A 12664-nucleotide genomic window follows, 5' to 3' on the forward strand; every position below is an offset into this window, starting at 1 on the left:
ATGTGGAGGTTGGGAGTCAGCCATGCAGCGAGCGCCGTTCCATTGCCAGAGCGGCAGGCGAAATAAAGCCGCTTTTTGACAAAAACTTCTGGCATGCCGGGTGCCTTGCTTTCATATGACGGTTTGAGCTGTTCAGTTTCTAACGCATGACGTCATCCACCATCGGTATCATCGGCCTTGGCTATGTGGGAAAAGATGCCAGGCATTATGTGAGCATCTGCAAACGCTAAGCCGCTGATTTTCAATGCTTCCGAGTCGCCCGCAGCCATGCGGCATTTGGCGCGTGACCGGCGTCATAAAACGAAGAACCCAAGTAGCCGGGGGAAACGGGTGCAAATATTCGACCCAATATCCTCCCGCCTCACAGCACGCCAAGGCGGTTCTCAAATCTGCGCGAACGCTAGCAGCCGGGTTTCCCACTTGGCAACGGGCCTGCGTGTGGCAGCGTCGGCACCGTGTTGAAAACGTTGCGACAGCGAAGACGGAGCGGGTGGCTGTACCTCCTGGGCGGTGCTTTGAACCAGGCCGAGGGACTGGCGCTGGAAACCGGCCTGCCGCTGCATGACGGCAGCCCTTACAGCGTGCAGCAGGGGCTGCATGACTGGCACATCTATTACCACGGCCGACTGGCCGCGACGGATGGCACCGATGAGGATGGGGACGGCCTGGGGCCGTTGTTGGAGCAGGTTCTTGGCACTAACGCGGCGCTCAAGGACAGCGATGGCGACTGCCGACCTGACGGCTGGGCTCATTACCCAATATCCTCCCGCCTCACAGCACGCCAAGGCGGTTCTCAAATCGCCGCGAACGCAAGCAGCCGGGTTTCCCACTTGGCAGCACGGCGTGCTGTGGCAGCGCCGGCACCGTGTTGAAAGTGTTGCGGCAGCGAAGACTGAATGGGTGGCTGTGCCACCTGAGCCTCGCCTGGCTGTCAATTATTGTCAGCTCCTGCTGTCCCATGACTGCTACTTGGCGGACGAAAGCGCACACCCAGCTCCCGGCCGCCACGTTTGGCGAGATAAAGGGCCGAGCAGTTCAGCTCACACTTCGCCTCGTCGTCCCAAGTGATCGCCGTCATGCGTGGGCTGCTGCCTTAAAGTTGCGCCAGCAAGTGACGGGCATCGGCCATGACTTCCGCGTGCGGAATGCGGCGGCTTGCACCACTGCGAGCAGCCTCGATGCGGCGGTCGATCTCGGCACACCAAGCGGGACTAAGTTCAGCGTCATCGGCTGCATCCTCGCTCTCAATGAGGCGGGAGGCGATGCGGGAACGATCTTCCACGGGCAGGAGCAGCGCGTTTTGCAGGACGGTGTCAAAGGTGGCTGTCATGGCGTGAGATTAACGGGAGCTGCGGGGATGGTCAAGAGTCGCGATTCACCCGAAGACGATCAAACTCCGCTATCTGCCTCTCCGCCTCTGATTCGAACGGTTAAGGGACGCTCGCTTTACCACAGAGTGGCAAAGGAGCAGAGCGGGCAGAGAATCAGAATTCTGCTTTCCCCTGCATCCTATGCCTCTTTGCTCTTCTGTGGCTAATCCGAACGGCCGATGTCCAGATCGTAGGTGGCCTCGCCGTTGATGACGCGGTGAATGCCGTCCTTGAGGCGTTCGGTGTTGAAGTTGATCAGCAGACCGAGGCGGCGGTTGGCGAGTTTCAGGTAGGTGCGGAGCTGGGCCTTGTGCAGCGGGAGCACGACTTCCACCACCTTGTTTTCCACGATGATGGTGTCGTTCACCAGAATATCGATGCGAAAGGGATCATCGAACGTAATGTCGTCATACACGATGGGCTGGCGTTTCTGGCGCACACCTTGCAGACCCACCTTCGCCAGTTCGTGACAAAAACAGGTTTCATACACGCTCTCAATCAATCCCGGCCCGAAGTGGCGGTGAACAATCATCGCGCAACCGATGATCCGCGTTGCGAGATCGTTTTCGCGGGGAGTGGGTTCAGTGAGCGGCATCGTCGTGGGTGGTTCAGGTTTAACACAGAGGAGCAACGGCACTCAGAGGTTGGAACCAACATTCATGGCTCTGCCCGCTCTGCTTCTTTGCTCCTCTGCGGCTACTCCGAATGGCGGTGGGACGCTCGCTTTTGCCGCAGAGTGGCGGAGGAGCAGAGGCGGCAGAGATTAGAACCAACATTCATGTCTCTGCCTTCTCTGCCTCTTGGCTCCTCTGCGGCTAATCCGAAGGGCTGTTGGCCTCTCACTTCCCAGCCACAGCGTCATCCACCGCCGTGTCGAGCACATCGCAGGCCTCTTCGAGAGCTTCGAGCGTGATGGTGAGTGGCGGGCAGATTTTGACGGTCTGGCCCCAAGCACCGACGGGAGCGAAGAGCAGCAGGCCACGCTGATAGCATAGCTCGATGATACGATGCGCGAGGTCGTGATCGGGGTCTTGGGTGCCGGGTTTGACGGTCTGCATGCCAGCGACGAGGCCGGTGCCGGTGACGTTGCCGAAGACGGTCGGATGGCGGGCCTGGATGGCTTTGCAACGGGCATACAGGATGGGGCCGAGGCGTGCGGCGTTGCCGGTGAGGTCCTCGTCGAGGAGCTTGCGGATGTTGGCAACGACAGCGGCGCAGCAGATGGGATTGCCGGTGTGCGTGCTGGTCATGCTGCCGGGAGGGAACTGATCCATGATGTGCTCACGGCCCAACACCGCCGAGATCGGCATGCCGCTGCTGATGCCTTTGCCGCAGCAGATGATGTCGGGCGACACGCCGTAGTGCTCGAAGGCCCAGAACTTGCCGGTGCGACCAAAACCGGCCTGCACTTCGTCAAAGGTGAGCACGACGTTGTGCGCATCGCACCAGGCGCGAAGTTTCTGCACGTACTCGACCGGCGCGAAGTCAGGGCCGACGCCCTGATAGCTCTCGATGATGACCCCGGCGATGTTGTCGGCGGTGAGACCGCGATCGGCGATGGTTTTGAGGAAGGTGTCGAAGCTCGTGTCGGTCGTCCAATAACCATCAGGGAACGGCGCATTGATGATGGCCGGATCTTCATTGACGATCCACGCCTTCTGCCCCGCCATGCCGCCCGCCTGCTGACTGGCGAGCGTGCGGCCATGGAAGCCACGTGTGAAACCGACGATGCCGATCTTGGCTTTGCCACCGACCTTGATGCCATGCGCGCGGCTTAATTTGATGGCGCACTCGGTGGCCTCGCTGCCGGTGCTGAGCAGAAAGACTTTCTTCAAGCCTTCCGGTGCGACCGAGGCAAGCAGTTCGACGGCTTCGGCGCGCTCTTCGCTGGGGAAGACGTAGTTATGAATGAGACCGCTGTTGATCTGGTCGATCATCGCCTTGCAAATCTCCGGCGCGGCGTGGCCGGCGTTGGTCACGAGCACACCGCTGCTCCAGTCGAGCCATTGGTTGCCGTATTTGTCGAAGACGTAAATGTCCTGCGCCTTCTCCCACACGATGGGCGGCATGCCGCGCATGGACTGCGGCTCAAAGTGCCGCAGCTTCTCCAGCGTGGTGACGGAGTCAGGATGCGGCAGCGGCGTGCAGATGCGGCGATGTTTCGTGGTGACGTGCGGAACCGTCTGTGGAGTGATGCTGAATTCTTTGCCCATGGTGCGATGATGCACGCGCTGGAATCACGCTGCTACGCGCTTTGCGGCGAGTCGCGGTATTTTTGTGCGCTCACGGATTCTCACCGCTCTTTTGCATGCGCAGAGTGCCATTTTCACCAGTGGGCCAATACGCACCGTCTTCGATCCATTCGCGCAGCATGCCGATTTGATCTTCGGTGAGGCTGACCTCGGTGCGAGGCATCATTTTGGGATGCGTGCCGCCGCGTTGCACGGCGCTGATGAGCAGGCTGCAATCGGGATCGCCGGGCAGGATGTAGTCGCGTCCGCTGGCGCTGCGTGTGAAGGCGGTGGCTTTGTTGGTGAGATTGAGCGCCGGTGGCGGCAGGGAGCCGTTGTGGCATTGCAGGCAGTGCTGCTGGAGCACGGGTTTGACCTGGGTGAGGAAGTAGCGCTCTTCGGCGTGCTTGGTGCCGGAGGTGATGGAGCAGGCGCTAAGGATGAGAAGAAGGGGAAGGATGCGAATCATGGGATGAGCGTAGCGATAAGGAGGATGGGCGGCTATGCCTCGTTTGGGTAAAATTGCGCTCTGGCTTGACGCCAGTGTGCTGCCGCCGCCACAGTCCACGCATGCCCCGCAAACCCAAACCTCACGCCAATGGCCACTGCCGCATCGTTTTGACTGGAGGGCCCGGAGGAGGCAAGACGACGGCGGGTGATCTGTTCCGGCGGGAGATGGGAGATCAGGTCGTCTTGGTGCCTGAGGCAGCGACGATGGTGTTCAGCGGCGGTTTTCCGCGACTGACGCAGCCGGACGCGGTGCATGCGGCGCAGCGGGCGATTTATCATGTGCAGATTCATCTGGAGGAGGCGGTGATGGCACAGCACCCGGAGCAAATCCTGCTGTGTGATCGTGGCACGGTGGATGGCGCGGCGTACTGGCCGGGCAGCAGCGACGGATTCTTTGAAGACATCGGCAGCACGCTGGAGCGCGAGCTGTCGCGCTATGACGCGGTGATTTTTTTCGAGAGCGCCGCCGTGGGACACATGAGTATCGAGGGCGGGAATCCCATCCGTAACGAGTCGATGGAGCAGGCGGTGAAGCTGGATCACAAGCTGCGGCGGCTGTGGTCGCAGCATCCGCAGTTCACGCTGGTGCCGCATAACCCGTCGTTCTTCAAAAAAATTTCGTTTGGGCTGGCGATGCTGGACAAGATCGTCTCAGAGCTGGGCTGCAAGGAGCGGCGAAAGAAGCGTTGATCAAAATGCCTCCCTGCACGTAAAGGAACGCCCATGAGAGTCGAACTCGTCAACACCGGCACGGAACTCCTTCTTGGAGACACCATCAACACCAACGCGGCCTGGATCGGCCAGCGGCTCGCAGCATTGGGCATTCAAGTGACGCGGCAGACGATTGTACCGGATGGAGCGGTGATTCGTGTGGCCATTGCCGAAGCGGCACAGCGTTCGGATGTCGTTTTGGTTTCCGGCGGACTCGGACCGACGAATGACGACCTCACACGCGAGTCGGCGGCGGAACTGCTGAGCCTCGACATGGAATTGAATGACGGCGTGATGCAGCATCTGAACGAATACTTCGCCAAACGCGGCAAACCAGTGAGCGAAGCAACGAAACGCCAGGCCATGGTGCCGCGTGGTGCGGTGGTGATGCCAAATGCATTCGGCACGGCTCCGGGGCTGTATTTTCCAGCGGAACTCGGCGCTCCACTCGGCTGGAACGCGCACATTTTCCTGCTGCCAGGACCGCCGCGTGAGTTGAAGCCGATGGTGGAGAATGAGGTGGAGACGCGATTGCGCGCATGGCTGCCGGATGGCGGCTCACGTCGGGTGCTTTATCTCAAAGTGACCGGTGTTGGTGAATCGGACATCGTGGAAGCGGTGGAGAAGCAACTGGAGGCGATCACGGGGCTTGATCTCGGCTACTGCATTCGCAATGGCGATGTGGATGTCCGTCTCGCTGGGGCAGCAACTGCCGTGGATGAGGGTGCGGACGTTGTGCGGGCTGCGCTGGGCGATTGCATCGTGTCGGAGGACCGGCGCATCATTGAAGAAGTGATTGTGCAGTTGCTCACCGTGCGCGGCGAGTGGCTGGCGACGGCGGAATCCTGCACCGGCGGCACGATTGCGAATCGCATCACGGATGTGAGCGGTGCCTCGCGGGTCTTTGGCCACGGCTGGGTGACGTATGCGAATGAGGCGAAGCAACAGCACCTCGGTGTGCCAGCGGAGCTGATCGAACAGCACGGCGCCGTGAGCGAAGAAGTCGCGCGGGCGATGGCGGAAGGCGCTTTGAAGAAAAGCGGCGCGGATCATGCGCTGGCCGTCACGGGCATCGCCGGACCGACGGGTGGCACACCGGAGAAGCCGGTGGGTACGGTGTGGATCGCGCTGGCATCGAAGAATGCGGAGACATGGGCGCAAAAGCGCTTCTCTCCGGGTGCGCGGGATCGTTTCAAGCTGCTGACCTCACAGGCGGCGCTGGAGCTGCTGCGGCGGCGCTTGATGGGGATCGCAAAGGGAGGGTAGGCCTCCGACCTGTCTGCGGATCGGGGCGTCCCGCCTTGATCTGAGGCCAAAGGCTGGAAGCCTCGGTCCGTTGTCAGGCTGGAAGCCTGACCTCCGGTGGCTAGCGCGCGGCTTTGACGGCGTCCCAAACTTTCGTGTACTTGGCGAGGTCGGCACCGAGGTCTTCGATGACCTCGCACTTCGCCTTCACATCGTCTGGAATCTGGATCGCGGGGTTTTGCAGGAACTCGGGGCTGACTTTCTTCAGCGCTGCGAGGTTGGGGCAGAGGTAGCCCATCCACTCCATGTTTTCGGCGGCGACGGCGGGATCGAGGAGATGGTTGATCAAGGCGTGAGCGAGGGCGGTCTGCTTGGCGCCTTTGGGGATGACGAATTCATCGCTGCTGATCGTGACGCCTTCGCGCGGGATGAGGAGTTCGACTTTGGCATTTTCGCGCTGCACCTGGAACAGGTCGCCGCTGTAGCCGTGGACGAGGTGGAACTCGGCGGAGTCGATGCCAGCCTTGTAGCCTTCATTGTCGAAGCGGGCGATGTTTTTCTTCCAGCGGATGAGGACGTCGCGGGCGGCGGCGAGCTGGGCCTCGTCGCGGGTGTTGATGCTATGGCCGAGGGATTTGAGCGCGGCACCGATGCTTTCGCGCATGTCATCGAGCAGCGTGACACGTCTGGCGAGCGCCGGACGGTCAAACATGGCCCAGGAGGCTTCAGCGTCCTTCACCTTGTCTTTGCGCACGGCGATGACGGCATAGCCGAGGGTGTAGGGCACGCTGTGCTGCATGGTCTGGTCCGGCAGCTTGGCGAGCAGGGCGGGGTCGATGTGCTTGAGGTTCGGCAGCAGGGCGTGGTCGAGATTTTGCAGCATGCCCTGGGCGTGCATGACCTGGATCATGTAGGCGGTGGGAAAGACGAGGTCGTAGCCGGTGGCACCGGCTTTGAGCTTCGCATACATGCCTTCGTTCGAGTCGAAGGTGTCGATGACGACTTTGCAGCCATGCTGTTTTTCAAACTGCTTCACGACCTCGGGGCTGATGTAGTCGGCCCAGGTGTAAACGTGCAAGGTTTCAGCATGAGCGCTGGCCAGCAGCAGCACTGCGACAAGGAGGGTTTTCAGACCACGCATGATGAATGGAAGAATGGAAAATGGCGGAACTGAAAAAGGCAAAAGGGCCGGACGCTTACGCGATAGCAGGGCGAAGAAGCGGAATGGCCTGCTGGCGGCGGATGGATGCCTCGGTGTTGTAGGCGGCGAGCAGCAGGCAGGAGAAGACAAGATCACTGATGAGCGACTGGCGCAGGAACCATGTCGTGGACGGCAGGCCGGGCGTGCCGGTGGTGAGCGCCTGGAGCCAGCCAGCGAAGGTTTTGGCATAAACAGGATCATGTAGCCAGGAAACGGTGTTGGTGATGATGAAAAAGGCCAGCGAGCAGCCCACCACACCGAGCAAACTGGACACCACACCCATCTGACCACGCGAACGAGCCGCCAGCCATGCAGCGAGGCCGAAGCAGCCGTAAACCGCGACCGCCTCCCAATGCATCACGTCTTTGCCCCCGGTAGCGCTGATGCCGATGATGACCAGCAGCAACGGGATGAACAGGAAGGAAACCCGCTTGGGAAAAACCAGCGTGCCGGTGAAGGCCAGCGCCATCCACGGACTGAAGTTTTCCAGGAAGTCGATAGTCACCAGCCCTTTTAGCTTCGCGAAGCGAAAGGCTGAGGCGGCAAGCACCAGCAGGAGCGGGAGAAGAAGGGCGTTGGAAGGCTTGGAGGTCATGAGATGGAGAAAGTGAAACGTCTAACCGGGAACGCCGGATAGTTTAATTCCTCAAAGAGGGCTAAACAGCGAGTCCTTTTTTGCGCAGGAAGGGCACGAGTTCATCAACGCCGAAGTCAGCGAGGACTTCGCCGTCCCAGTCCATCGTCGGCGCTTTGCTCTGGTCGCTGAGGTCGATCATGGCCTGCATGGCGTCGCGATTGCCGCTGACGGTAACTTTTTCATAGGCGATGCGGCGCGCGTCGAGGTAGTCGAGAACTTCCTCGCACCACGGGCAGCCGGTTTTGACATAGACGACGGGCTTGATCATGCGTGCATCATGCCGCAAAGCGCGGAACGGGCAAGCGAGGTGTCTGGGATTCGCGGTTGACCACCCCCCTGCCCCGTTTAGTATCCGTCCGCTGTTTTCAGAGCCATACATCCAATGCTCCGAAGCCCGTCCCTTTGAACGAGAACCCCAATGCGCCATCTTCGAACCCAGACTGCGCAGAAGGCACCGTTCCAGCGGACGGAACGCCCGAAAGTGACCCCCTGCGTGCTGCAAGCGCCCGCCGGTGTTTCCTTTGAGCCGACTGGGCCAATGCGGCCCGGCTTTGAAAATAGCAGCAGCCCGTGGTGGTGCTGTGGCAGACCGCCAGTGCGGTCCGCCGCGCGCGACGGAATCGTGGAAGAGGCAAGCCGCCCGTTCCCGCCCGCCGCCCCCTCCAGCACCCCGGCCCTGCCCGTACCCGCAACCCACCCCTACGCTAACTCCACCCATGTCCGACTATCCCAATCGCAACGGCAACGGCAACGGCGGCAATCGCCGCAATCGCAATCGCAACCGCCCGCGTGGCCCTCGTCCCGAAGGTCCACGTCCCACCCGTGAAGGTGGCCGTGAAAGCCGCAGCGCCGCGCCTTCCGGCTTTCAGAAATTCCTGAGCATCATCAGCTTCGGCCTGCTCGGCAATGCCAAGCCCAAGAACCGCCCACCGGCAGACCGCAGCAGTTCTTCCGCTCCCCGCAGCACGAACGACAATCCACGCCCGCAGCGTGAGCCACGTCCGCGGCGTGAAGCTCCTCCTGCCGTCAATCCGGCGGACATCACCACCGATCGTCTTTATGTCGGCAATCTTTCCTATGATGCCACCGAGAGCGATCTGTTCGAGCTGTTCAACGGCGTCGGTGCCGTGCGCAACGCGGAAGTCGTGGTCAACAGCCGCACGCAGCGCTCCAAAGGCTTTGCCTTTGTGACGATGGGCAGTGTGGATGAAGCACGCCGTGCCGTTGCTGAACTCAGCAATAAGGATTTCATGGGCCGTCCGCTGCAGCTCAGCGGTGCCAAGCCGAACACACGCGGTGACGGTTCTGACTCGCAGCGCGAGGAAGAAGAGACCCAGGCCGCCTGATCCACGCTGAGCTTTGACTCACAACGCCCGCAGGTTCGCCACAGAACCTGCGGGCTTTTTCTTGCACCGACCTGCTGGTGCTGAACAAAATCGCGTCCGTCGCCTTCCAATCTCAGCATCACAACCATGCCTGCTCCCCCACTCCTCGACCAGGAACCCGAACCCGGCAGCGCCATGAGCAGCGCTCCAGTCACTCACGTCACGCCGGCAGAAATCCGTGCGGATGAAAAGTTTTGCAGCCAGCTCGAAGACCGGGCGCTGCTGAGCGGCCCCAACCGCCGCCTGCGCGACCTGCAACTGCTCTGGAGTGTGGCCAAAGATTTCATTCTCGGCTTTCGCGGGCTGCATTTCGTCGGTCCATGCATCACGGTGTTCGGTTCGGCCCGCTTCGGCGAAGATCACCGCTATTACAAGCTGGCACGCGACACGGGTGCGGCGATTGCGAAGATGGGCTTCACCGTACTGACCGGTGGTGGGCCTGGAATCATGGAAGCAGCCAATCGTGGCGCAAAAGATGCTGGAGGACGCAGTGTCGGCTGCAACATCCGCCTGCCCTTTGAACAAAGCCACAACCCTTATCTCGACCGCTGGGTGACCATGGAGCATTTCTTCGTGCGCAAGACGCTACTCATCAAGTACAGCTACGGTTTCATCATCATGCCCGGCGGTTTCGGCACGATGGATGAAATGTTCGAGGCGCTGACGCTGATCCAGACCAGAAAGCTCAAGAGCTTCCCCATTGTCATCATGGGCAGCGATTTCTGGCCGGAGATGCGCCAGTTCATGGACCATATGCTCAAAGGTGCCACGATCAGCCCGGAGGACCTTGATTTGATCAAATGGACCGATTCCGTGGAAGAGGCCGTGGCACATCTGCAGGACAAGGCGGTCACTCAATTTGGCCTGCGTCGTGCCCGTGTGCCGAAAAGCAGCGTGCTTCTGGGTGAAACAGCACTTGAAGGCGCTCATTGAAACTCCACACTCCGCGCCCTCGCATGTCCGACCACACGTTCACACTCTCCAACGGCCTTAAACTCGGCTACGCGGAGTTTGGTGACCCGCGTGGTGAAGTGGCGTTCTATTTTCACGGCTGGCCGTCATCGCGCATCCAGGGATCACTGTTTGACGACGTGGCAAAACAGCACGGCATACGGCTCATCTGCCCGGACCGTCCCGGCATTGGCCTCTCCGACTTTCAACCTGGTCGCACGCTGTCCGACTGGCCTGAGACTCTCACCCAGCTCGCGGCCCACGTCGGTGCGGACAATTATCATGTCATCGGCTGGTCCGGCGGCGGCCCCTATGTGCTGATGACGGCATTAAAACTGCCCAAGCGCCTGCTCTCCGCGTCGATCATCTGCGGTGCGCCGCCGCTCAAGTTTCTCGGTGATCGCGAAATGTTCTGGCTCTATCGCCTCATGATCCAGCTCCGGCATTACCTGCCCACCGTGCTGGGCACCGTGCTGCGACTGGGGGGCATGACCGCCAAAGGTTCGCCGCAAAAAGCACCGTTGCGCTGGCTGATGAAACTGCTGGGAGAAGAAGATCGCCGCATTCTCAACCTGCCCGGCATTTATGAGGTCGTGCGCGATGCCACGCTCGGTGCCTTGGATCGCGGCCCGCGCAGTGTCATCGCCGACGCCGACATCTACCTCAATGAATGGGGCTTCGAGATCAGCCAGATCAATTTCCCCATCCGCTTCTGGCACGGCAAGCAAGATCGCAACATCGCCTGGACCTACACCGAGCGTCTCGCCACCCTGATCCCTGCCGCCACCTCGGTCTGGTCGGAGAGCGACGGCCACTATTCCCTGCCGATCACCCATGCGGAGCAGATTCTGGCCGCCGCGTTGCAAAAAACACCCTCACCTTGCGACGCGTGGCAGCAGGATGGGAATGCCCGCGTCGATGGCGAACTGCTGGCTGCCGTCCTGCGTCGTCAAAGCCGCTGAGACACCCCATTGCGCGCATTCCTCCGCCGTCGCACGCCGCAGCGGTTGATGCGTGTCCGGGCAGCGCATGAGTGGGAGAAAATCTTCGAGCCAGGTGTCGTCGTTCATATCAATACTCCGCCATGGCAGGATCAATCTCACGTGCCCAAGCAATGATGCCGCCGGAGATGTTCCAGACATCATTGAATCCAAGTTCGCGCAGCCTGCTGACGGCGCGGGCGCTGCGTCCGCCACTTTTGCAGTGGACGAGGATGCGGCGGTCGTGTGGCAGCTCACCGGTGCGATTTTCCAGCTCACCGAGAGGAATCAACACCGCACCATCAATGCGGGCGATGGTTTGCTCGTGCGGCTCACGCACGTCGAGGAGGAAATGAGTGTCTCCGGCGTCGCGGAGTTCTTTAAGTTCGTGGACAGTCATGGTGGGAACAGCGGGAGCGGCGGGTGTGATGCCGCAAAAGCCCTGGTAGTCGATGGGTTCGGTGATGGTTGGATGATCGCCGCAGACGGGGCAGTCAGGATCACGGCGAAGCGTGAGGGTACGGAAGCGCATGCTGAGTGTATCGACGTGCAGCAGCTTGCCGAGCAACGGCTGGCCGATGCCGGTGATGAGCTTGATCGCTTCTAGCGCCTGCATGCTGCCGATGATGCCTGGCAGCACGCCCAGCACGCCACCTTCGGCACACGACGGCACCAAACCGGGCGGCGGCGGCTGTGGACACATGCAGCGATAGCACGGTGCCCCCAGATGCGGTGCAAAGACGCCCACCTGGCCATCGAAACGCAAAATGCTGCCATACACGTTGGGTTTGCGCAGCCAGACGGCGATGTCGTTGCTGAGGTAGCGAGTGGGAAAGTTGTCCGTGCCATCGATGATCACATCGTAGTCCACCGCGATGCGCATGGCGTTCGCAGAGGTGAACAGCTCCGTGTAAGTCTGTAATTCGAGGTGCGGATTGATGTCCAGCAGCCGGTCGCGTGCGGCTTCGAGCTTCGGCCTGCCGAGATCTTTTTGCCCGAAGAGCACCTGACGCTGGAGATTCGTGATCTCGACGACATCAGGATCGACGAGGCCAAGCCCACCAACACCTGCCGCCGCGAGGTACATCGTGATTGGCGATCCCAAACCGCCCGCACCGATGCACAGCACCCGCGCAGCCTTCAACTTGCGCTGCCCCTCGATCCCGAATTCGGGAATCGCGAGATGCCGGGCATAGCGGCGCAGTTCGTCAGGGGTGAGGTCGGGCATGAATCCCCATCATGGCATGGAGAAACGCATGCGCAATGATCCAGCGGTTGCGGCAGCGCAGCGCATGCCTAAACTCGCCCCATGCCTGATTGGACACCCCCAACCCAAGTCAATCTGGTCGATCTGGGCTTCATGGACTCGCGTTCGAAGCTGATCGACCTCGCCGCCTTCCTTGACCGCACCCAGCGTGCGGGACAGGCCGATGATTTTCGTGT

General features: G+C 60.9%; 14 protein-coding genes. 6 read left to right on the forward strand and 8 right to left on the reverse strand.

Translation table 11 applies throughout. The features are described 5' to 3' along the window. Positions 1–515: 515 nt before the first annotated feature. On the forward strand, positions 516–872 hold the full coding sequence (locus ACKVY0_RS18825) for a hypothetical protein (protein WP_409216378.1): 357 nt from the start codon (positions 516–518) through the stop codon (positions 870–872). Positions 873–1093: 221 nt separating this feature from the next. Here the strand turns inward: ACKVY0_RS18825 and ACKVY0_RS18830 are convergent, their stop codons facing one another. The 4 genes from ACKVY0_RS18830 to ACKVY0_RS18845 form a co-directional block, all read right to left on the reverse strand. Next, on the reverse strand, positions 1094–1330 hold the full coding sequence (locus ACKVY0_RS18830) for an addiction module protein (protein ID WP_409216379.1): 237 nt from the start codon (positions 1328–1330) through the stop codon (positions 1094–1096). Between the two features lie 203 nt (positions 1331–1533). Further along, positions 1534–1965 (reverse strand): GxxExxY protein, encoded by a 432-nt coding sequence (locus tag ACKVY0_RS18835; RefSeq protein WP_409216380.1) that lies wholly within the window; start codon positions 1963–1965, stop codon positions 1534–1536. A gap of 244 nt (positions 1966–2209) precedes the next feature. Beyond that, positions 2210–3583, reverse strand: coding sequence for an aspartate aminotransferase family protein (locus ACKVY0_RS18840; protein ID WP_409216381.1), 1374 nt, complete (start codon positions 3581–3583; stop codon positions 2210–2212). A gap of 70 nt (positions 3584–3653) precedes the next feature. Further along, complete coding sequence (locus ACKVY0_RS18845) at positions 3654–4070, reverse strand: c-type cytochrome domain-containing protein (protein WP_409216382.1); 417 nt, start codon at positions 4068–4070, stop codon at positions 3654–3656. 101 nt (positions 4071–4171) lie between these two features. Between ACKVY0_RS18845 and ACKVY0_RS18850 the strand changes: the two genes are divergently transcribed. Both ACKVY0_RS18850 and ACKVY0_RS18855 read left to right on the forward strand, forming a co-directional pair. Then, positions 4172–4801, forward strand: a complete 630-nt coding sequence (locus ACKVY0_RS18850; protein ID WP_409216383.1) for an AAA family ATPase — start codon at positions 4172–4174, stop codon at positions 4799–4801. 33 nt (positions 4802–4834) lie between these two features. Further along, positions 4835–6088, forward strand: coding sequence for a competence/damage-inducible protein A (locus ACKVY0_RS18855; protein ID WP_409216384.1), 1254 nt, complete (start codon positions 4835–4837; stop codon positions 6086–6088). Positions 6089–6188: 100 nt separating this feature from the next. Here ACKVY0_RS18855 and ACKVY0_RS18860 read toward each other — a convergent pair whose 3' ends face one another. From ACKVY0_RS18860 to ACKVY0_RS18870, 3 genes are all read right to left on the reverse strand, one after another. Next, positions 6189–7208 carry a spermidine/putrescine ABC transporter substrate-binding protein gene (locus tag ACKVY0_RS18860; protein ID WP_409216385.1) on the reverse strand — a complete coding sequence of 340 codons (1020 nt, stop codon included), beginning with the start codon at positions 7206–7208 and terminating at the stop codon, positions 6189–6191. A 55-nt stretch (positions 7209–7263) separates the two neighbouring features. After that, positions 7264–7863: a DUF6580 family putative transport protein gene (locus ACKVY0_RS18865; protein ID WP_409216386.1), complete on the reverse strand. Its 600-nt coding sequence runs from the start codon at positions 7861–7863 to the stop codon at positions 7264–7266. Positions 7864–7924: 61 nt separating this feature from the next. Then, on the reverse strand, positions 7925–8173 hold the full coding sequence (locus tag ACKVY0_RS18870) for a glutaredoxin family protein (RefSeq protein ID WP_409216387.1): 249 nt from the start codon (positions 8171–8173) through the stop codon (positions 7925–7927). 448 nt (positions 8174–8621) lie between these two features. Here ACKVY0_RS18870 and ACKVY0_RS18875 point away from each other — a divergent pair, with 448 nt between their 5' ends. From ACKVY0_RS18875 to ACKVY0_RS18885, 3 genes are all read left to right on the forward strand, one after another. Then, entirely contained in the window at positions 8622–9251 is a 630-nt protein-coding gene (locus ACKVY0_RS18875) for an RNA recognition motif domain-containing protein (RefSeq protein WP_409216388.1), read from the forward strand. Between the two features lie 126 nt (positions 9252–9377). After that, positions 9378–10223, forward strand: a complete 846-nt coding sequence (locus tag ACKVY0_RS18880; protein WP_409216389.1) for a TIGR00730 family Rossman fold protein — start codon at positions 9378–9380, stop codon at positions 10221–10223. Between the two features lie 23 nt (positions 10224–10246). Further along, positions 10247–11203 (forward strand): alpha/beta fold hydrolase, encoded by a 957-nt coding sequence (locus ACKVY0_RS18885; protein WP_409216390.1) that lies wholly within the window; start codon positions 10247–10249, stop codon positions 11201–11203. A 109-nt stretch (positions 11204–11312) separates the two neighbouring features. Here ACKVY0_RS18885 and moeB read toward each other — a convergent pair whose 3' ends face one another. Next, positions 11313–12449 carry a molybdopterin-synthase adenylyltransferase MoeB gene (gene moeB / locus ACKVY0_RS18890; RefSeq protein WP_409216391.1) on the reverse strand — a complete coding sequence of 379 codons (1137 nt, stop codon included), beginning with the start codon at positions 12447–12449 and terminating at the stop codon, positions 11313–11315. Positions 12450–12664: the final 215 nt, after the last annotated feature.

This window comes from Prosthecobacter sp., assembly GCF_046154365.1.
In the GTDB taxonomy this organism is placed as follows: Bacteria; Verrucomicrobiota; Verrucomicrobiia; order Verrucomicrobiales; family Verrucomicrobiaceae; genus Prosthecobacter.